Raw genomic sequence first — 18396 nt, 5'->3', positions numbered from 1 at the left:
GGACATCGATACACCTGCCCCTCATAGCGTCACGGGACGTAAGCATCTAGAGAATCCCAGAGAGGGACCCCCCGTGAACCGCAACTCACTGCGCATCGCCGCCCCCGCGGCCGTGCTCGCACTCGCCTTCGGCCTCAGCGCCTGCGGTGCAGCGAACGAATCCGATGACTCGGGATCGAAGGGCACCGACACCAAGGTGTCCGGAACGCTCAACGCCGGCGGATCCAGCGCCCAGGAAGCCGCTGTGGCTGCCTGGAAGAAGGCTTTCCAGACCCAGAACCCCGACGCGACGGTCAACTACGACCCGGTCGGCTCGGGCGGCGGCCGCGAGCAGTTCCTCGCCGGTGGCCTGGCGATCGCCGGCTCCGACGCGTACCTGAGCGACGACGAGCTCGCCAAGGCGAAGGAGCTCTGCAAGGGCGACATCGTCGAGGTCCCCGTCTACGTCAGCCCAATCGCCGTCATCTTCAACCTTGACGGTGTCAAGGAGCTGAACCTGTCGGCCAAGACGATCGCCGACATCTTCGCCGGCAAGATCACCAAGTGGGACGACGCAGCGATCAAGGCCGACAACCCCGACGCCAAGCTGCCCAGCGACAAGATCACGCCCGTCCACCGTTCCGACGACTCGGGCACGACGCAGAACTTCACCGACTACCTGTCGAAGGCTTCTGAAGGCGCCTGGACGGCCGAGCCCGGCCAGACCTGGCCGGTCAAGGGCGGCGAGGCTGCCGAAGGCACCTCCGGCGTCGTCGCTGCCGTCACCGGCGGCAAGGGCACGATCGGCTACGCCGACGAGAGCCAGGCCGGCGACCTCGGCCAGGCCAAGGTCAAGGTCGGCGACACGTTCAACGCCGCCACGCCCGAGGCTGCCGCCAAGGTGCTCGACACCTCCAAGGCAGTCGCCGGTCGCGCAGCGACGGACATCGCGATCGACATCGACCGCACCTCCACCGAGGCCGGTGTCTACCCGATCGTCCTGGCGTCGTACCAGATCGCGTGCCAGACGCCCGCCAAGGACGCGGACCTCATCAAGGCGTGGCTGACGTACGTGGCCAGCCCCGAGGGCCAGTCGGCCGCCGGTGACTCCGCCGGTTCGGCTCCGCTCACCGCGGACTTCGGCAAGAAGGTCCAGGCCGCGATCGAGACGATCAAGGCCAGCTGACCCCGACCCGTGAGCTTGTCGGAAGGGCAGATGTCCTTCCGTCAGGCTCAAGGGCCGGGTTCCGGTCCCCCATCCCCCGAAAGGCACCACCTGTGACCAGCACGCAGGCCCCGGCTCCCGGAAAGAGCACGGTCATCCGCCGCCCCGGCGACCGCATCTTCTCCGGGCTCTCGCTGAGCGCGGGAGTCCTCATCCTCGCCATCCTCGCGGGCGTCGCGATCTTCCTGACGGTGCAGGGCATCCCGGGCATCACCGCCCACCCCGACGAGGTCAAGAGCGGCAAGAACTTCCTGCCGTACGTGTGGCCGCTCGTCTACGGCACCCTGATCGCCGCGACGCTCGCGATGCTGATCGCGGTGCCGGTCGCCATCGGCGTGGCCCTCTTCATCTCGCACTACGCGCCTCGCAAGCTCGGCCAGAGCCTCGGCTACCTGATCGACCTGCTCGCCGCGGTGCCGAGCGTCGTCTACGGCCTCTGGGGCATCGGGTTCCTCGCGCCGCACCTGGTCCCGTTCTACGCCTGGCTCGACGAGCACCTCGGGTTCCTGCCGTTCTTCGGCCCCGCGTCGGCAACCGGCCGCACCATCTTGACCGCGAGCATCGTGCTGGCGGTCATGATCCTGCCGATCATGACCGCGATCTGCCGGGAGATCTTCCTGCAGACGCCGCGCCTGCACGAGGAGGCTGCCCTGGCCCTCGGCGCCACGCGCTGGGAGATGGCCCGCCTGGCGATCTTCCCGTACGCGCGATCCGGCATCGTGTCGGCCGCGATGCTGGGCCTGGGCCGCGCCCTCGGCGAGACCCTCGCCGTCGCGATGGTGCTCTCCGTCGGAGTCGGCACGGTCACCGCCAACCTCATCGGCAGCGACAACCCCAGCACGATCGCCGCGAACATCGCCCTCGGCTTCGCCGAGGCGACGGGCAAGAGCGTCAACGCCCTGATCGCCAGCGGCCTGGTGCTGTTCGTGATCACCTTCCTCGTCAACTTCGCCGCCCGGTCCATCGTGGACCGCCGCAAGGAATTCTCCGGAGCCAACTGATGACGACCACCCTCACTCCGCCGCCCGTCGACGTCTCCCGCGAGCTCTACGGCGCGCAGCTGCCGGCCTGGGGCCCCCGTGGCGTCATCGCCTTGGCCGTGGCCGGGGCCGCTGCCGCGTACGCCGCCGGTGCGAATCTCCTGCAGGCCGCCCTGCTCGCGTGGGTCGTCTGCATGGTCCTGCCGCTGTGGTCCGCCGTCGTCGAAGGCCGCCGCAAGGCGACCGACCGGCTCGTCACGACCTTGGTCTCGTCCGCGTTCGTGCTGGCGATGTTCCCCCTGTTCAGCATCCTGTGGACCGTCATCAGCAAGGGCACCAAGGTCCTGTCCGAGGAGTTCTTCACCAACTCGATGCGCAACGTCGTCGGCGAGGGCGGCGGCATCTACCACGCCCTGGTCGGGACGCTGCTGATCACCGGTGCCGCGGCGGTCATCTCGATCCCGATCGGCATCTTCGCGGCGATCTACCTCGTCGAGTACGCCGAGGGCAACCGGCTGTCACGCTGGATCCGGTTCCTGGTCGACGTCATGACGGGCATCCCGTCGATCGTCGCGGGCCTGTTCGCGTACGCGCTGTTCGTGCTGTTCTTCGGCGAGGGCGTCCGCATGGGCATCGGCGGCTCGGTCGCGTTGTCGGTCCTGATGATCCCGATCCTCGTGCGCTCGACCGAGGAGATGCTCAAGCTCGTGCCGAACGAGCTGCGCGAGGCGTCGTACGCACTCGGAGTGCCCAAGTGGCGCACCGTCTCCAAGGTCGTGCTGCCGACGTCCCTGGCCGGCATCGTCACCGGCATCACGTTGTCGATCGCTCGGGTGATCGGCGAGACCGCTCCCCTGCTGATCATCGTCGGCACGACCGACTCGGTGAACTTCAACCTGTTCAACGGGCGCATGGCGTCGCTGCCGGTCTTCGCGTTCGCGTCGCAGCGCAACCCCGGCATCCCGCCGCAGTTCAGCATCGACCGCGCGTGGGGTGCCGCGCTCGTGCTGCTCATCATCGTCATGCTGCTCAACCTCGTCGCCCGCCTCGTCTCCTACTTCTTCTCGCCCAAGGGCGAGCGCTGAGTTCAGAAAGGACTCTGTCATGGCCAAGAGCATCGATGTCTCTGACCTGAACATCTACTACGGCGACTTCCTCGCCGTGGAGGATGTCACCATCCCGATCGCCGCGAAGTCCGTCACGGCGTTCATCGGCCCCTCGGGCTGCGGCAAGTCGACCTTCCTCCGGTCGCTCAACCGTATGCACGAGGTCATCCGTGGCGCGCGCGTCGAGGGCAAGGTGCTGATCGACGGCCAGGACCTCTACGGCGCCGACATGGACCCCGTGAACGTCCGCCGGATGATCGGCATGGTGTTCCAGCGGCCCAACCCGTTCCCCACGATGTCGATCTACGACAACGTGCTCGCGGGCCAGAAGCTCAACAGCAAGCGCATGAAGAAGACCGAGGCCGACGACATCGTCGAGCGGTCGCTGCGCAGCGCCGGCCTGTGGGCCGAGGTCAAGGAACGCCTCGACCGGCCCGGCTCGGGCCTGTCGGGTGGTCAGCAGCAGCGCCTCTGCATCGCCCGTGCGATCTCGGTCGAGCCGGAGATCCTGCTGATGGACGAGCCGTGCTCGGCCCTCGACCCGATCTCGACGAGCGTCATCGAGGACCTGATCCACGAGCTCAAGTCGCAGTACACGATCGTCATCGTCACCCACAACATGCAGCAGGCGGCACGCGTCTCCGACGAGACCGCGTTCTTCAACCTGTCCGGCGTCGGCAAGCCCGGCCGCCTGATCGAGCACGGGCGTACCGAGACGATCTTTTCCAACCCGACCGACTCCGCCACCGAGGCCTACATCCAGGGCCGGTTCGGCTGACCGCTGCTGCGGTTTACCAAGAGGTCAGGGCAATCTGCGCCCGACCTCACGGCAAACAGCCACTCCTCAAGGCGCGCGTGCCCTGAGGAGTGGCTGTTTGCCGTGACCTCTTGGTAAACCGCAGCAGCGGGCGGAGGCGCTAGTTGCCGGGGATGACGACGTGGAGGATCACGTACGTGAGCGCTCCGACGGCAGCCGCGGCGGGGATCGTGATGACCCACGCGGTGATGATGCCGCGAGCGACTCCCCACCGTACGGCGCTGAACCGCTTGGTCGCTCCGGCACCCATCACGGCCGACGTCATGGTGTGCGTCGTCGAGACCGGGGCGTGCGCGCCGATCGCCATGCCGTAGAGGACAAGGGCCGCGGTCGACTCGGCCGCGAAGCCACGAGGCGGGTCGAGCGCGATGATGCGACGGCCCATCGTGCGCATGATGCGCATGCCGCCGGACATCGTGCCGAGCGAGATCGCGCTGGCCGCGGCGATGATGACCCACAGCGGGATGTCATCACCGCTGTGCTCGCCGCCGGCGATCAGCGCCAGGACGATGACGCCCATGGTCTTCTGCGCGTCCTGCAAGCCGTGGCCGAGCGACAGCGCCGCCGCCGAGACGGTCTGCGCGAGCCGGAAGCCGCGGTTGAGCGTGTGCGGGTTGGCGCGACGGAAGACCCACATGATCGTCAGCATCACGATGAACGCTCCGCCGAAGCCGATCGCCGGGCTGACCACCATCGGGATGGCGACCTTCTCGACGACCTTGTCCCAGTCGACCGAGACACCGGCCGCGAGACCGACGCCGATCAGGCCGCCGATCAGGGCGTGCGAGGACGACGACGGGATGCCGAAGTACCAGGTGATGAGGTTCCAGACGATCGCGCCGACCAGGGCGCTCAGCACCACGGTCAGGGCGTGGTTGGACGACATGTCGTCGAACCCGGTGAGGATGTCCTTGATCGTCTTGGCGACGCCGACGCCGAGGAGCGCGCCGACGAAGTTGAGGATCGCGGCCATCGTCAAGGCGAGGCGCGGCGTCAGGGCACGGGTCGACACCGAGGTGGCGATCGCGTTGGCGGCGTCGTGGAAGCCGTTGGTGTAGTCGAAGAACAGGGCGATGGCGACGGTGGCGATCACCAGCGCCAGGGTGAGGTCCACGACTCAGGACTCCTTGACGGCGATCTGCTCCACCGTGTTCGCCACCGACTCGAGCGCATCGATGGCGTGCTCCAGGGAGTCGACCACGTCCTTGAGCTTGAGCACTTCGAGCGACTTGTAGTTGCCGCTGAACAGGTTGGCCACGATGCGGCGATAGGAACGGTCGCCCTGGTTCTCGAGCCGGTTGATCTCGATCCAGTACTCGTCGAGGTCCTTCATGGTGCGCAGCCGCGGCATCGCCTCGGCGGTCAGCTGGGTGGCCCGCTGGAGCACCTCGACCTGGGGCGCGAAGTCGGCCGGCAGGTCGCCGAGCTCGTAGAGGCCGACCAGGTCGACTGTCTCCTCCATGAAGTCCATGACGTCGTCGAGGCTGCTGGCGAGGCGGTAGATGTCCTCGCGGTCGAACGGGGTGATGAACGTGGAGTTGGCGCGCTTGATGATCTTGTGCGTCGTCTCGTCGGCCTGGTGCTCGGCCTCGCGCATCTGCTCACCGATCGACTTCTTGTCGGTGCCGGTGTCCAGCATCTGCGCCAGCAGATCGGCGCCGAGAACGAGGTGGTTCGCCATTTCGGTGAAGAGTTCGTAGAACGTCGTCTCAACCGGTCGAATGCGAAAACGCACGACTAGCTCCTGTCAATGCTGGGTAGGCCACGCCCATGCTAGAGGCAGGGCGCTCAAGAGTGTCAATCGCGGTGCCACTCAGGCGGTCAACCCGCTTTCGCGATCCCGAGTATCTCGTCGACCTCACGCTGCGAGAGGTGCCCGTCCTTGGATGAGGCCGCGATGATGAGCCGGCTCGTGAGCTCGATCTCGTCGAGTGCCTGGTCGTCGCGGAGGCGACTGTCCAAGGGCTCGGGCATCAGGGCGCTCCATCTTGCATCGATCTGCACAACACACGGTCAACCTGGTCGCGGCACGCCACGCCAGGGTCGTCCTCCCCTTCCGTCGAGGATATCGGGTCGCTCCTCGGGGCGCACGCACTTTGCCCGACTTGTGCCGGGTGATGTCACAGGAATCGAGGCTGTCTCGTCCCAGGGGATGACACTGAAGTCGAGTCCTGGAAGGTGACCATCATGCGAGTGTTCGTGGCAGGCGGTACGGGAGTGATCGGCAAGAGCCTGATCCCTCAGCTGGTGGCGAAGGGCCACCACGTGACAGCGACGACGACCAGCGCGGGCAAGCTCGACCTGCTCCGCCAGCTGGGCGCCGAGGCCGTCGTGATGGACGGCCTCGACGCGGCGGCCGTCGGCGAGGCGGTGGCCGCGGCAGAGCCCGACACGATCGTCAACCAGATGACCGGGCTGTCGCCGACGCACGGCGGCAAGCTCAACCCGCGCAAGGCCGATCGCTACTTCGAGGCGACCAACCGGCTCCGGAGCGAGGGCATCGACCACCTGCTGGCAGCCGCCGAGGCAGCCGGTGTGTCCCACGTCGTGTCCCAGAGCCACGCCAGCTTCAACGGCAAGCGCGAGGGCGGCTGGGTCAAGACCGAGGAGGACCCGCTCGAGGTCGTCGAGGGCACCAAGGCGGTCGAGCACCTCGAGGCCGCGGTGCTCGCGGCCGGCGGCGCGGTCCTCCGCTACGGCGGGTTCTACGGCAACGGTGCCGACGAGGAGCAGCTGAGGTTCGTGCGCAAGCGCCTCGTCCCGATCCTGGGCGGCGGCGCCGGCTACTCGTCGTTCGTGCACATCGAGGACGCTGCGAGCGCGACGGTCCTGGCGGTCGAGCAGCGTGCGCGTGGCGTGTTCAACATCGTCGACGACGAGCCGGCCCCGTTCAACGAGTGGCTGCCCTACTACGCGAAGTGCGCGGGCGCCAAGCCTCCGCGACGGATCCCCGGGTGGCTCGCGAAGCTGCTGGTCGGCGAGATGATGGTCGGCATGATGACGGAGGGTCGCGGCTTCTCGAACGCCAAGGCCAAGCGGGAGCTCGGCTGGGAGCTGCGCTACCCGAGCTGGCGACAGGGATTCGAGAAGGAGCTGGCATGACGCGGACCGAGGAGTTCGAGGAGCTGCGCGGGCTGCTGTTCTCCATCGCGTACCGGATCCTCGGCAGCGTCGCCGAGGCCGAGGACGCCGTGCAGGAGACCTGGTTGCGCTACGAGGCGACCCCGACCCAGCCGACGTCGACCAAGGCGTTCCTCTCGGCCGTCGTGACCCGCATCTCGATCGACGTGCTGCGATCGGCCCGCGTGCGCCGGGAGGCGTACGTCGGGCAGTGGCTGCCGGAGCCGCTGCTCGACGACCCGTACGAGGACCCCGAGCGCGCGGCGGAGCTGGCCGATTCGGTGTCGATGGCGGCACTGCTCCTGCTCGAGCGTCTCAGTCCGCTGGAGCGCGCGGTGTTCGTGCTGCGAGAGGTGTTCGGGTTCGGCTTCCCGGAGGTCGCGGCCGCGGTCGGCCGGTCCGAGGCGGCGTGCCGCCAGCTCGCCGCCCGCGCCCGGCGGCACATGGACGGTGGACAGGCGCGGTTCGAGGCCGACCGCAAGGAGCGGGACGAGCTCGCAGCCCGGTTCTTCGACGCGCTGCTGGGCGGTGACGTCGACGGGCTGCAGGAGCTGCTCGCCGCGGACGTCCAGATGGTCGGCGACGGCGGCGGCAAGGCGCCGGCGTTCGCCAGGGTCGTGCACGGCGCGCTCAACGTGGCGCGGGTGCTGGGCGGCAACTTCCCGCTGCTCGCCGAGATCGACGTCCAGCTCGAGCCGCGAACCCTCAACGGCGAGCCCGGTCTCGTCCTGCGCGACCGTGACGGCCTCGTCGTCGGCACCATGACGTTGGAGGTGCTCGACGGTCGCATCCAGACGATCCGCTCGGTCGTCAACCCCGACAAGCTCGGCCACGTGGGACCCGTCGGCGACGGCTGGGCGCTGGCCGAGGCGATCAAGCAGGCCCGGCGCTCGGGCAGCTGAGCCTTTCCGGTTCAACGATCCGGACCGGCCACTGGCAGACTGTGTACGCGCGTCGTGAGGCGCGGGCCTCTAGCTCAATTGGCAGAGCAGCGGACTTTTAATCCGCGGGTTGTGGGTTCGAGTCCCACGGGGCCCACTCAGGACGATCGTCGATCGGCACTGGACGGCGGGCAGTGATACCGGCTAGGTCACGAGCCGGGTGGTCCAGTGGGCACAGAATGGGCACGACTCGCCGGGATTCAGGCGGGTGCTGCGCCGTCTGCCTGACGTTTTGACGCCGCCGGCCCAGCGGTGCCTTCTACCCGAAGAGCGCGGGCCGCACCATGCTCGTCTGAATCACATTTCTCGCCAATCTGGCGCGTAGGGTGGCACACTGAACGCATGTCCCCACAGCCTGAGGGCGTGTTCCAGCAGTTCTTGGCCGACTGGAGCCACGCTGACGAACTTGATCTGCTGCCTGCGAATGCGTTCGTAGGCCAGCTCGGTGCGCCCTCGTCGAATGTCGGTCTTCCCGACTGCATCTACATCGTCATCGGACACGTTGCGCCACCCCTCATCGTGGGCGACAACCCGGCCGACATCCAACGCCAGGTCAACAAGCTCCACGGCAAGCTTCCGGTCAAGGGACTGGCTCGGCTCGTGCTGACCAGAGAGCGGGCCGCAGAATTGCGCGACTTGATGGCGAACATGGTCGCGCAGTTCGACGCAGCACATCGCCAGGGTGTGACGCATGGATAGCTTGAATTCGCTGCCGACCTACGTCGCTGGTGCGGCTGTCGCGGCAGCCACGGGCGCCGCCATGGTGACGATGCCTGTGCAGCCGATCGGCAATCAGATCGTGGAATTCCGCCTGCCAGTCTTGCCACGCCTGATGGTCGCGGGAGGACAGACGTTCATCGAGGACGTCCACGAGTTGACTGCAGCGGACTTCGACGTACTCACGGCTGCCGACATCGAGATGTTGAACGTCGCCATGAGCATTGGCTCGGACGACCTCGACTACTCCGCTTTCTACGTCGACGACGACTGAGGTGTGGGAGCAGGACCTCCCTGATCCGACGGATCTACTTCGCCAGGGAGATTTGCTTGCCTGGATACCGTTCCCTCGGCGAGGCACACTCGAACTCACGATCGAGGAGATGCGGGCGAACGTCTATCCCGAGAGGTCCGCGATCGTGTTGGACCAGTGCTGCACGGTCGAGCAGAAGCACACCGTACTTCTGGGCCGAGTGGGGGAAGTCCGACGCCTCCCTCCAGAGCATGATCTGATGCTGGCGCTCAACAACAACGACCCGGAGTCGGGCGAGAAGTACTCGAAATATGTCCATCTGCTCGAGCCGAACCACGTCCTGGTCGAGAAGGCGAACAAGCTGTGGGTCCTCGAGCTTCTCGAGCGCGTGAGCATCGGGGAGAAAAGCATCGAACGGCTCGCGTGGCTGCAGGACAAGCGGGTCGCGCGAATGACTCCGCACGCTCGTGCGCAGCTGAGGATGCGATTGCTGTACCACTTCTCAACGGTGGCAGACGATGACCGGGACGTACTGAAGGAGTCCGGCTTCGACACCCTCGGACGAGCTGTCCCACCTATGGACGAGCCGCTGCCAGGAGTCGATGAAGGTGACACGACGTAGTGGGCACAGAATGGGCACAACTCAGCGGGCTCCAACAGTAGCCTGGTAGCCCTGCGCGCGGTCGAAATGGCTGCAATTGCACCGCGTCACCACATACATGATGGTCAGGGAATCTCTCGGAGAGAGTTCGAGTCCCACGGGGCCCACTCAGGGTGTCACCGCGTGGCGCCGAGGGTGATGACCTCGGGTGCGGCCGTCGTGCCGCAGCAGCCGCCACCAGAGGGTGCGGCGTCGAAGCCGCCGGCACCGCCGCACACACCCGTCTCGGGCAGTGTCAGCTCGACGCGCGCCGCGGACTCGTGGTCGCCGGCGATCTCGGCGACGATCGACCGCGTCTGCTCGAAGCCGGTGAGCGTGAGGAACGACGTCGCCCGTCCGTACGACTTCATGCCGGCGAGGTAGAAGCCGACCTCGGGCTGCGCGAGCTCCTTGGCGCCGTGTGGGTAGACCGTGCCGCAGGAGTGCACGTTGGGGTCGATCAGGGGCGCGAGTTGCCGGGGCGCCTGCAGCACGGGATCGAGGTCGAGCCGGATCTCGGACAGCATCGAGAGGTCGGGGCGGAACCCGGTCAACGCGATGACCTCGTCGACGCCTTCGAGCACCTGCCCGTCCATCGAGGTCAACGTCAGCGTGCCGTCGTCCTCGCGTACGACCGAGGCCGTGCGGAAGCTGTTGAGCGTACGAACGGGACCGGACGACACGGCCTCGGCGGCCCGCCGCCCCAGGGCGCCGCGCTCGGCGAGCTTGTCGTCGGCGCTGCCCTCGAACGCGGCCCCGACGCTCGCGCGGCGAACCAGCCAGGAGACCCGCGTCGACGGGTCCTGCTCGGCGAGTGCCACGAGGCCGATGAGCGCACCCTTGGCCGAGGCGCCGGTGCCGGCCACGACCACGTGCTTGCCGGCGTAACGCTGCTTGGTTGCCGGGTCCGCCAGGTCCGGGATCCGGTACGTGATGCGGTCGGCGGCAGCGCGTTCTCCGAGAGCCGGCAGCCCGTCACCGCCGAGCGGGTTGGGTCCGGTCCAGGTGCCGGAGGCGTCGATCACGGCCCGGGCGGTGATCCGTTCGTCGCCGGCAGCCGTCTCGACGTGCACCGTGAACGCCTCGTCCTCTCGGCCGGAGTCGACGAGGCGGTCCCGGCCGCGCTTGGCGACCCCGACGACCTTCGCGCCGTAGCGGACGGTGTCACCGAGCGAGTCGGCGAGCGGCTGCAGGTAGTCGTCGGCCCACGTACCGCCGGTCGGGTAGGCCGACAGGTCGGGCCTCGTCCAGCCGTTCTCGTCGAGCAGCTCAGCGGCAGTCGGGTCGATGAGCTCGGACCACGGCGAGAAGAGGCGTACGTGCGACCACTCCCTCACGGCTGCCCCGGCGACCTCGCCCGCCTCGAGCACCACGAACGGCAATCCCCAGCTTCGCAGCTGGGCAGCGGCGGCCAGGCCGGAGGGGCCCGCTCCGATGACGACGACGGGAAGCTGGGGGTTCTGCAGGTCCGACATGAGTGCTCCTGATTCATCCAAAAGTTTCGATGAATGCGACTGTACCCCTTCATCGACAGATGTCAATGAAGGGGTATGCTGGCTGCATGACCACGTCGCTGACCGTCCTCGAGTCCGCCACCACCGCGTGCTGCTCCCCCATCACCGGTGGAGCACTGAGCGCGGAGGAGGCGAGCGAGCTCGCGGCACGCTTCAAGGCGATCGGCGACCCGACCCGCCTGCGCCTGCTGTCGCTGGTTGCCGCACACGAAGGTGGCGAGGCGTGCGTCTGCGACCTCAACGAGCCCCTCGACCTGTCGCAGCCGACCGTGTCGCACCACCTCAAGATCCTGGTCGACGCCGGGCTGCTGACCCGTACGAAGCGGGGCACCTGGTCCTACTACGCACTCGTCCCCGGCGCGCTCCCGATGCTCGCGGAGACACTGCAGGTCTGAAATCTCGACGCATCCGGCGTCCATCCTTTCACGAGGCTCGGACACTGAGTTTTGGCTGCGATACCAGGGAATTACCTCTTGTTATCGAACATGTGTTCGAGTACTATGGGGGGGTGAATCCTCAGCCCACGATCGACGCGATGCGCACCGCCGCGCAGACGCTGAGCGTGGGTGATGTGCGCGAACAGCTCCGTGTCTTGCAAGAGCTGCGGCACGCCGTGGACGCGGCGCAGGCTGCGTTGTTGGTGGAGCTGGAGGCGTCCAAGGACTATGAGCTGGACGGCGCGTCGACGCTCAACACGTGGGTGCGCAACCAGCTGCGGATGAACTCCGGCGAGGCCAACGCCCTGGTCCGCGGAGCGATCGTGGCGCGTGAGCTGCCCCTGGTTGCTGATGCGGCATTCGATGGGCGGATCAGCACGCAGCATGTCCGCGCCTTCGTCTACGGACTCAAGCATGTAGGGCTCGAGCCGATGCGCCAGCACGAGGACGTTCTGCTGGCGGTGGCGTTGGAGCACGCACCTTCGGACCTGTTCGAGACCATCAAGCACCTGAAAGACACGGTGCACCCTGAGGACCTGGACGACGCGTGGGAACGCGGCATGGATCGCGAGGACATCACCGTCGACGCCGTCCCTGACGGTTGGCACGTGACGGGCTTCCTCAACACCGTCACCGGCGCCAAGCTCAAGGCCGTTATGGATTCGGTGTCAGCACCGAGGGACAAGGACGACGACCGCACCGGATCCCAACGCCGGGTCCAGGGTCTGGACGACCTGCTCGACAGCATCCTCGCCAGCGGTTTGCCCTCGGACAAAGGCGTCCGGCCCCACCTGTCGGTGTTCGTCGACGCCAACACCGTCGCCGCAGCCGCGGACCACGTCCAGAACGCCACCGACCACCCATTCACAGCACCGGGGCCGTCGCCCGAGACCAAGCCGGCCAAGCTCGCCGGACACGGAGCGATCGGACCGCACCTGCTGATGTACCTGGCGTGCATCGGCGACACCACCGCATTCCTCACTCAACACCGTGACGGCCAGCAGGCGCAGATCCTCAACGCCGGCCGGGTCAAGTACGAACCCACCCTGATCCAGCGCCGCGCCGTGCTGGCCCGCCAGAAGGGTGTCTGCGCCACCCCCGGCTGCCACCACACCCACCTCGAGATCCACCACACCATCTGGTGGTCCCACGGCGGACCCACCGACCTCGACCTCCTTGTTGGGTTGTGCGTCAGATGTCACCACCTCATCCACCGCGGCCGACTCCAGATCACCGGCAACGCCGTCGACGGATTCGAATTCGCCACCCACGCCGGCCGGTCCCTGCGCCGCCGACGACAAACCAGCTACCGCCGAGCCGCCTGACCCCACGTCCGGCGGCCCACCGGCCTGCCTTGGGTTAGTCGCAGCAGCCCTCCGCGCAGCCCTGTGACGCAGCCGGGGCGCAGCAGCCCTCGCCGCGCCAGGCCTCGAGCCCCTCGCGGATCGCCACGGCCGCGATGACGAGCCCGGCGACCGGATCGGCCCACGACCAACCGAGCGTCGCGTTGAGCACGAGGCCGGCCAACAACACAGCCGACAGGTAGGTGCACAGGAGCGTCTGAGTCCCGTCGGCGTAGACGGCGTTGGATCCCAGGGCGCGGCCCGTCCGGCGCTGGGCGTACGAGATGAACGGCATGATGACCAGCGACGCGATAGCCAGCCCGATGCCCACGCGCGAGTGATCCGCTTCGGCACCGGTGACCAACGCTCGAACGGACTCGAAGCCGACGTAGGCGGCAAGGGCGAAGAACGACCAGGCCAGAAGCCGCAATGCCTGGCGTTCGCGCGACTCGGGCATGCGGTGCGAGAACTGCCACAGGATGATGAGGCCGCTCGAGACCTCGACGGCCGAGTCGAGGCCGAACCCCACGAGCGCAACCGAGCCCGCGGCGATGCCGGCCGCGATCGCGACGACGCCTTCGACCACGTTGTAGCCGACCGACGCGGCCGCGAGCAGCTGAGCGCGACGGCCGAGCGCCGCTCGATCCACCACGGACGCCCTCTCAGCCATGAGCATCCAACCCGTGGTTGCTGCACAGCGTCACGGCGTAGCCAGTGGCATCGAGGAGCTGCTCGGCCGCCACCAGCAGCCGCCGCGTCGTCTCGGGATGGGTGACGCTGAACATCGACGCCCGCCCCACAGGCCGTGACGAGACCAGACCGCAGTCCTTGAGGCAGGCGAGGTGCTTCGACACGGTCGACTGCGCGAGCCCGAGGTGCTCCGTGAGCTCCACGACCCGGTGCTCGCCGAGCAGGAGGTGCTGCATGATCCGAAGCCGCGAGACGTCGCTGAACCCGTGGAACAGGCAGGCGGCCGCCGCCAGGTCGGTCGTCATGGCATCGGCATCGCCGACTGTCATCGTCATATGACGATGCTAGGCGACGCGCGCTGATCAGTCGAGCGAGGCGATGAGCTGCTCGACGCGAGACTTGATCTCGTCACGGATCGGCCGGACCGCCTCGATGCCCTGACCGGCCGGATCGTCGAGGACCCAGTCCTCGTAGCGCTTTCCGGGGAAGTACGGGCACTCGTCGCCGCAACCCATCGTGATCACGACGTCGGACGCCACCACCGCGTCATCGGTGAGCTTCTTGGGCTGCTCGCCGGCGATGTCGATGCCGACCTCGGCCATGGCCTCGACGGCGACGGGGTTGATCGCGTCGCCGGGCATCGAGCCGGCGGAACGGACCTCGATGCGCCCCTCGCCGAGCGACTGCAGGAAGCCCGCAGCCATCTGCGAGCGACCCGCGTTGTGCACGCAGACGAACAAGACGCTGGGGTGATCAGGCACGAGACTCTCCTTGGTGGGTGTGCGGCGTGACCGCCTGCGACGGATACAACGCAAGAACGAGGGCGGCGCCGACGGCGCCTCCGGCGACCTGGGCGAGCACGAAGGCCGGGACCGAGCTCGGTGCGATGCCGGCGAACGTGTCCGAGAACATCCGGCCCAGCGAGACGGCGGGATTGGCGAACGATGTCGAGCTCGTGAACCAATAGGCAGCACCGATGTAGGCACCCACGGCCGGAGCCACGATCGCGACACGATCCGTTCGTACGAGCGCGAACACCAGCAGGACGAGTCCTGCCGTCGCCACGACCTCACCGAGAAGGTGCCCTCCGCTCGCGCGTTCGTGGCCGGAGAAGGACGTACGGACGTCGAACATCGCGTTGGCGAGCACCGCTCCCCCGGCAGCACCGACCGCCTGAGCTGCGACGTATGGCGCGATGTGGCGCGCCGAGAAACCTTCGGGATCGCGCCGGGACAGGTACCAGTCGGCGACCGTGACGACCGGGTTGAAGTGCGCGCCGGAGACCGGGCCGAGCATCAGGATCAGCACGGCCAGGCCGAGGACCGCCGCGGTGCTGTTCTCGAGCAGCTGCAGGCCCGTGTCGTGCGGCGAGAGATCGGCTGCGGCGATCCCCGAGCCCACCACGACGGCGACCAGCAGGCCGGTCCCGAGCAGCTCGGCCAACAGGCGACGACCGAGCGGCTGAGGTGAGGTGGCGGGTGCGTTCACCTCCCCATCCTGCCGGGCGCCGGTACGTCCGGGCGAACTGCAGCCGTGAACATCGGGTGAATCAGTGCAGGGCGGGCGTGCCTTCGGCCTGGCCGGCGCGAATAGTCCGGCTCGACAGCGGGCCGCCCAGCGCGGCGCTGACCCAGCAGAGGTCGAACAATCCGGCGCTGAGCGGGAAGAAGCTCCAGGTCATGGCGGCCACCCCCCACCAGTGGTCCCGGAAGACCAGGCCGAAGGTGAGCCAGGCGACGCCCGCAACGAGCCGGAACGCGCGACCGCCCCTTCCGTTGATCCAGCAGGAGAAGCGCGTGGCATTGAACCGAGCAGCGGTGGAGTGGTGCGACATGTGCTGTCTCCCTTGAAAAAGTGGTGTCACACTCAGTCTCATGACGAGCGTCGGCGCCGACCATGACCGGGATGCCGCAGCACCTGACCGATCCGCCGCGCTGACCGAGGCGCTGGCGCACGTGCAGCTGTCCGGCGCGATGTTCCTGCACGGCGAGTACACCGAGCCGTGGGCGTACGAGTCGCTGCCGACGCAGGACGCCACGGCGGTCCTGGCGCCCGGCGCCACACGCATCGTGATCTTCCACGTCGTCGTGTCGGGCAGCTGCTGGGTCGAAGCCGGGTCGCACAAGGTCTGGGCGCACGAGGGCGACGTCATCGTCATGCCGTACAACGACCAGCACCGCATGGGCGGGCACGAGGACGCCGAGCTGGTGCCCATCACGCAGCTCGTCGCCCCGCCGCCGTGGGAGTCGCTGCCGCACATCGTCCATGGCCTCGGCGGCGCCCGCAGCGAGCTGGTGTGCGGCTACCTCGTGTGCGACGACCGGCTGTTCGACCCGAGCATGGGCGTGTTCCCGCCCGTGTTCGTCGTGAGCCCGCCCGAAGGCCCGGCCCGGTCGTGGGTCAGGGCGAGCAGCGACCTCGTGCTGCAGCAGACGAGCCAGGTCGGCACCGACCGGCTCGCGGCACCGACCGACGTACCGCAGCTGCTCCTGCGCGAGGTGCTCAAGCTGCACCTGGCCGGTGCACCGGCGACCGACACCGGCTGGCTGGGCGCCCTGCACGATCCGGTCGTGGCGCCCGCGCTCGCCGCGATCCACGGCGACCCCGCGCGCAAGTGGACCCTCACCGATCTCGCCCGCGAGGCCACCGTCTCCTCGACGGTGCTCGACGAGCGGTTCCGCTCGGTGCTCGGGATCGCGCCGATCCGTTATCTCACCGGTTGGCGTATGCACGTCGCGGACGACCTGCTGCGCTCGACCACCCTCCCGGTGACGGCGATAGCCCGCAGAGTCGGGTACGAGTCGGAGGAGGCGTTCAGCCGGGCCTTCAAGCGCGACCACGGCACGGCGCCGAGCCTCTGGCGCGTCGCGCGGTGACGACAGCCACGGTGGTCGGCAGCGGACCCAACGGTCTCGCCGCGGCCCTGACCCTCGCCGCTGCAGGGGTCGACGTCACGGTCCTCGAGGCGCAGGACCGGCTCGGCGGCGGTGCCACGTCGAGCGAGCTGACGCTGCCCGGCCTGGTGCACGACGAGTGCTCCGCGATCCACCCATTGGCGGTCGGCTCGGCGTTCGCCCGCGAGTTCGACCTCGAGGGCGCGGGACTCGTGTGGCGCTGGCCCGAGGTGCAGTTCAGCCACCCGCTCGACGGTGGCCGTGGCGCAGCGGTCTGGCGGTCGGTCGACGAGACGGCAGCCGGCCTGGGTACGGACGGCCGGTCGTGGACGCGGCTGTTCGGCCCGCTGGCCGAGCGGTTCGGCGCCCTCACCGACGACATCCTCCAGCCGGTCCTCCGCGTGCCCAGCCATCCGATCCACCTGGCGAGGTTCGGCGCGTACGCGGCGCTGCCCGTCCCGGTGCTCGCCCGTCGCTGGGAGACGCCGGAAGCCCGGGGCCTGTTCGCCGGCGCGGCGGCGCATACGTTCCGGCCGTTCTCCGGGGTCCTGTCCTCGTCGATCCCGCTGGCCCTGGGGGCGTCCGCACACGCGCTCGGCTGGCCGGTCGCCGAGGGCGGCACGGGCCGGATCAGCCGGGCGATCATCGAGCTCGCGAAGGCCCACGGCGCCACGTTCGAGACCGGTGTCGCCGTGACGTCCCTCGACCAGCTGGGCCGGCCCGACATCGTCATGCTCGACACCTCGCCCCGCGCCGCGGCCGCCATCATCGGCGACCGGCTGCCGGCCCGCGTGGCGCGAGCGTACCGGCGCTATCGCCACGGGCCGGGCGCCTTCAAGGTCGACTACGCCGTCGAGGGAGGCGTGCCGTGGACCCACGAGCCGTCGCGCTCCGCGGGCACGGTCCACCTCGGCGGGACGTTCGAGGAGATCGCCGCTGCCGAGCTGGCCGTCTCGAGGGGACAGATGCCGGAGCGGCCCTTCGTGCTCATCGGCCAGCAGTACGTCGCCGACCCCACGCGATCCCGCGACGACGTGCACCCGCTGTATGCGTACGCGCACGTCCCGGCGGGCTTCACCGGCGACGCGACCGAGGCGATCACGAGCCAGATCGAGCGGTTCGCACCCGGGTTCCGTGAGCGCATCCGGGCGAGCCAGGTACGGACGACCGCCGAGCTCGAGGCGGGCAACGCCAACTTCATCGGCGGCGACATCATCGGCGGCGCCAACACGGCACGGCAGCTCATCGCGCGGCCGCGCACGACCCTGCAGCCGTACGCGACAGGTGTCCCGGGCGTCCACCTCTGCTCCGCCGCCACCCCTCCGGGTGCCGGAGCGCACGGCATGTGTGGCTACAACGCCGCCCGCTACGCCCTGCGCCGCGCCTGACTGGCGGCGTCCCGCAGTCTGCGAGCCTTGACCAGCCGCACCGCGAGCCGGCTGTAGGGATCACGGGGCTCGGGACACGCCGCGATCCAGCGTTCCAGCACCTCGACCTCGGCGGCGTAGTCCCGCCGCCGGCGATGGATCACGGCGGCACGATGGGCGTACTCCTGTGGCGGTACGCCCTGAGTCGCCCATGCCTCGCGCTCGGCCGCCGCCATGCACTCGAGCAGCAGCGCGAGACCCGTGTCGTCGCGGCCTCGCGCGCGCAGCCGGTCCAGGGTCGCCACCCACTCACTGTGGTGGCGACCCCGGACGACGGCGTCGGTGCGGTCGAGCTCGTGCAGCACGGCCATGC

23 protein-coding genes and 1 tRNA gene are annotated in these 18396 nt (G+C 68.6%); 14 read left to right on the top strand and 10 right to left on the bottom strand.

The window, feature by feature from the left end:
- Positions 1-73 precede the first annotated feature (73 nt).
- The 4 genes from pstS (at position 74) to pstB (ending at position 4068) form a co-directional block, all read left to right on the top strand.
- Positions 74-1165, top strand: a complete 1092-nt coding sequence (gene pstS, locus ASE12_RS15480; protein WP_056402540.1) for a phosphate ABC transporter substrate-binding protein PstS — start codon at positions 74-76, stop codon at positions 1163-1165.
- 92 nt (positions 1166-1257) lie between these two features.
- Positions 1258-2205, top strand: coding sequence for a phosphate ABC transporter permease subunit PstC (gene pstC / locus ASE12_RS15475; RefSeq protein ID WP_056402537.1), 948 nt, complete (start codon positions 1258-1260; stop codon positions 2203-2205).
- A complete protein-coding gene (gene pstA / locus ASE12_RS15470; RefSeq protein WP_056402534.1) occupies positions 2205-3269 on the top strand; it encodes a phosphate ABC transporter permease PstA in 1065 nt (354 codons plus the stop codon). The genes pstC and pstA overlap by 1 nt, the downstream gene beginning before the upstream one ends.
- A 19-nt stretch (positions 3270-3288) precedes the next feature.
- On the top strand, positions 3289-4068 hold the full coding sequence (gene pstB / locus ASE12_RS15465) for a phosphate ABC transporter ATP-binding protein PstB (RefSeq protein WP_056402530.1): 780 nt from the start codon (positions 3289-3291) through the stop codon (positions 4066-4068).
- Between the two features lie 139 nt (positions 4069-4207).
- On the opposite strand, the gene ASE12_RS15460 is transcribed toward pstB, so the two are convergent.
- The 3 genes from ASE12_RS15460 to ASE12_RS20410 all read right to left on the bottom strand — a co-directional run bounded on the left by ASE12_RS15460 (position 4208) and on the right by ASE12_RS20410 (position 6081).
- Positions 4208-5221 carry an inorganic phosphate transporter gene (locus ASE12_RS15460; protein ID WP_056402528.1) on the bottom strand — a complete coding sequence of 338 codons (1014 nt, stop codon included), beginning with the start codon at positions 5219-5221 and terminating at the stop codon, positions 4208-4210.
- Between the two features lie 3 nt (positions 5222-5224).
- Positions 5225-5842: a DUF47 domain-containing protein gene (locus ASE12_RS15455; protein WP_056402524.1), complete on the bottom strand. Its 618-nt coding sequence runs from the start codon at positions 5840-5842 to the stop codon at positions 5225-5227.
- Positions 5843-5928: 86 nt separating this feature from the next.
- Positions 5929-6081 (bottom strand): hypothetical protein, encoded by a 153-nt coding sequence (locus ASE12_RS20410; RefSeq protein WP_188110630.1) that lies wholly within the window; start codon positions 6079-6081, stop codon positions 5929-5931.
- 213 nt (positions 6082-6294) lie between these two features.
- Between ASE12_RS20410 and ASE12_RS15450 the strand changes: the two genes are divergently transcribed.
- The 6 genes from ASE12_RS15450 (at position 6295) to ASE12_RS15425 (ending at position 9760) form a co-directional block, all read left to right on the top strand.
- A complete protein-coding gene (locus ASE12_RS15450; RefSeq protein WP_056404894.1) occupies positions 6295-7209 on the top strand; it encodes an NAD(P)-dependent oxidoreductase in 915 nt (304 codons plus the stop codon).
- Positions 7206-8129 carry an RNA polymerase sigma-70 factor gene (locus ASE12_RS15445; RefSeq protein WP_056402521.1) on the top strand — a complete coding sequence of 308 codons (924 nt, stop codon included), beginning with the start codon at positions 7206-7208 and terminating at the stop codon, positions 8127-8129. The genes ASE12_RS15450 and ASE12_RS15445 overlap by 4 nt, the downstream gene beginning before the upstream one ends.
- A gap of 63 nt (positions 8130-8192) precedes the next feature.
- Positions 8193-8265: transfer RNA gene (locus tag ASE12_RS15440), tRNA-Lys, on the top strand.
- A 266-nt stretch (positions 8266-8531) separates the two neighbouring features.
- On the top strand, positions 8532-8867 hold the full coding sequence (locus ASE12_RS15435; protein WP_056402518.1) for a hypothetical protein: 336 nt from the start codon (positions 8532-8534) through the stop codon (positions 8865-8867).
- The gene (locus ASE12_RS15430; RefSeq protein ID WP_157412978.1) at positions 8860-9159 is read left to right on the top strand and encodes a hypothetical protein; all 300 of its coding nucleotides are present in this window, start codon (positions 8860-8862) and stop codon (positions 9157-9159) included. The genes ASE12_RS15435 and ASE12_RS15430 overlap by 8 nt, the downstream gene beginning before the upstream one ends.
- Before the next feature lies 1 nt (position 9160).
- A complete protein-coding gene (locus ASE12_RS15425; RefSeq protein ID WP_056402510.1) occupies positions 9161-9760 on the top strand; it encodes a hypothetical protein in 600 nt (199 codons plus the stop codon).
- 155 nt (positions 9761-9915) lie between these two features.
- Here ASE12_RS15425 and ASE12_RS15420 read toward each other — a convergent pair whose 3' ends face one another.
- Positions 9916-11253, bottom strand: coding sequence for an NAD(P)-binding domain-containing protein (locus ASE12_RS15420; protein ID WP_056402507.1), 1338 nt, complete (start codon positions 11251-11253; stop codon positions 9916-9918).
- Between the two features lie 86 nt (positions 11254-11339).
- Here ASE12_RS15420 and ASE12_RS15415 point away from each other — a divergent pair, with 86 nt between their 5' ends.
- Together ASE12_RS15415 and ASE12_RS15410 are read left to right on the top strand one after the other, a co-directional pair.
- Positions 11340-11687, top strand: a complete 348-nt coding sequence (locus ASE12_RS15415; protein ID WP_056402504.1) for a helix-turn-helix transcriptional regulator — start codon at positions 11340-11342, stop codon at positions 11685-11687.
- Positions 11688-11800: 113 nt separating this feature from the next.
- Positions 11801-13054 (top strand): HNH endonuclease signature motif containing protein, encoded by a 1254-nt coding sequence (locus ASE12_RS15410; protein WP_157412977.1) that lies wholly within the window; start codon positions 11801-11803, stop codon positions 13052-13054.
- Between the two features lie 34 nt (positions 13055-13088).
- Here ASE12_RS15410 and ASE12_RS15405 read toward each other — a convergent pair whose 3' ends face one another.
- The 5 genes from ASE12_RS15405 to ASE12_RS15385 form a co-directional block, all read right to left on the bottom strand.
- Positions 13089-13742, bottom strand: coding sequence for a cation transporter (locus ASE12_RS15405; protein ID WP_056402499.1), 654 nt, complete (start codon positions 13740-13742; stop codon positions 13089-13091).
- Positions 13735-14097: a metalloregulator ArsR/SmtB family transcription factor gene (locus tag ASE12_RS15400; RefSeq protein WP_056402496.1), complete on the bottom strand. Its 363-nt coding sequence runs from the start codon at positions 14095-14097 to the stop codon at positions 13735-13737. The genes ASE12_RS15405 and ASE12_RS15400 overlap by 8 nt, the downstream gene beginning before the upstream one ends.
- A gap of 27 nt (positions 14098-14124) precedes the next feature.
- Complete coding sequence (locus ASE12_RS15395; protein WP_056402493.1) at positions 14125-14523, bottom strand: arsenate reductase ArsC; 399 nt, start codon at positions 14521-14523, stop codon at positions 14125-14127.
- Positions 14516-15250 (bottom strand): MIP/aquaporin family protein, encoded by a 735-nt coding sequence (locus tag ASE12_RS15390; RefSeq protein WP_056402491.1) that lies wholly within the window; start codon positions 15248-15250, stop codon positions 14516-14518. Before ASE12_RS15390 ends, ASE12_RS15395 begins: the two co-directional genes overlap by 8 nt.
- A gap of 61 nt (positions 15251-15311) precedes the next feature.
- The gene (locus tag ASE12_RS15385) at positions 15312-15596 is read right to left on the bottom strand and encodes a hypothetical protein (RefSeq protein WP_056402487.1); all 285 of its coding nucleotides are present in this window, start codon (positions 15594-15596) and stop codon (positions 15312-15314) included.
- A gap of 40 nt (positions 15597-15636) precedes the next feature.
- Here ASE12_RS15385 and ASE12_RS15380 point away from each other — a divergent pair, with 40 nt between their 5' ends.
- Together ASE12_RS15380 and ASE12_RS15375 are read left to right on the top strand one after the other, a co-directional pair.
- Positions 15637-16638, top strand: a complete 1002-nt coding sequence (locus ASE12_RS15380) for an AraC family transcriptional regulator (protein WP_056402483.1) — start codon at positions 15637-15639, stop codon at positions 16636-16638.
- On the top strand, positions 16635-18044 hold the full coding sequence (locus ASE12_RS15375) for an NAD(P)/FAD-dependent oxidoreductase (protein WP_056402481.1): 1410 nt from the start codon (positions 16635-16637) through the stop codon (positions 18042-18044). The genes ASE12_RS15380 and ASE12_RS15375 overlap by 4 nt, the downstream gene beginning before the upstream one ends.
- Here the strand turns inward: ASE12_RS15375 and ASE12_RS15370 are convergent.
- Complete coding sequence (locus tag ASE12_RS15370) at positions 18023-18394, bottom strand: hypothetical protein (RefSeq protein WP_056402479.1); 372 nt, start codon at positions 18392-18394, stop codon at positions 18023-18025. The two genes, ASE12_RS15375 and ASE12_RS15370, sit on opposite strands and share 22 nt — an antisense overlap.
- Positions 18395-18396 lie beyond the last annotated feature (2 nt).

The sequence above is a fragment of the Aeromicrobium sp. Root236 genome, assembly GCF_001428805.1.
GTDB lineage: Bacteria > Actinomycetota > Actinomycetes > Propionibacteriales > Nocardioidaceae > Aeromicrobium.
The sequence above is the reverse complement of the archived record's forward strand: the minus strand, read 5'-3'. Positions and strand labels throughout refer to the sequence as shown.

What these genes read in the sequence shown, in the direction of transcription:
- pstA (WP_056402534.1), top strand. Translation starts at nt 2,205, where the DNA reads ATGACGACCACCCTCACTCCGCCGCCCGTCGACGTCTCCCGCGAGCTC.
- pstB (WP_056402530.1), top strand. Translation starts at nt 3,289, where the DNA reads ATGGCCAAGAGCATCGATGTCTCTGACCTGAACATCTACTACGGCGAC.
- ASE12_RS20410 (WP_188110630.1), bottom strand. Translation starts at nt 6,081, where the DNA reads ATGCCCGAGCCCTTGGACAGTCGCCTCCGCGACGACCAGGCACTCGAC.
- ASE12_RS15450 (WP_056404894.1), top strand. Translation starts at nt 6,295, where the DNA reads ATGCGAGTGTTCGTGGCAGGCGGTACGGGAGTGATCGGCAAGAGCCTG.
- ASE12_RS15445 (WP_056402521.1), top strand. Translation starts at nt 7,206, where the DNA reads ATGACGCGGACCGAGGAGTTCGAGGAGCTGCGCGGGCTGCTGTTCTCC.
- ASE12_RS15430 (WP_157412978.1), top strand. Translation starts at nt 8,860, where the DNA reads ATGGATAGCTTGAATTCGCTGCCGACCTACGTCGCTGGTGCGGCTGTC.
- ASE12_RS15420 (WP_056402507.1), bottom strand. Translation starts at nt 11,253, where the DNA reads ATGTCGGACCTGCAGAACCCCCAGCTTCCCGTCGTCGTCATCGGAGCG.
- ASE12_RS15415 (WP_056402504.1), top strand. Translation starts at nt 11,340, where the DNA reads ATGACCACGTCGCTGACCGTCCTCGAGTCCGCCACCACCGCGTGCTGC.
- ASE12_RS15405 (WP_056402499.1), bottom strand. Translation starts at nt 13,742, where the DNA reads ATGGCTGAGAGGGCGTCCGTGGTGGATCGAGCGGCGCTCGGCCGTCGC.
- ASE12_RS15400 (WP_056402496.1), bottom strand. Translation starts at nt 14,097, where the DNA reads ATGACGATGACAGTCGGCGATGCCGATGCCATGACGACCGACCTGGCG.
- ASE12_RS15385 (WP_056402487.1), bottom strand. Translation starts at nt 15,596, where the DNA reads ATGTCGCACCACTCCACCGCTGCTCGGTTCAATGCCACGCGCTTCTCC.
- ASE12_RS15380 (WP_056402483.1), top strand. Translation starts at nt 15,637, where the DNA reads ATGACGAGCGTCGGCGCCGACCATGACCGGGATGCCGCAGCACCTGAC.
- ASE12_RS15370 (WP_056402479.1), bottom strand. Translation starts at nt 18,394, where the DNA reads ATGGCCGTGCTGCACGAGCTCGACCGCACCGACGCCGTCGTCCGGGGT.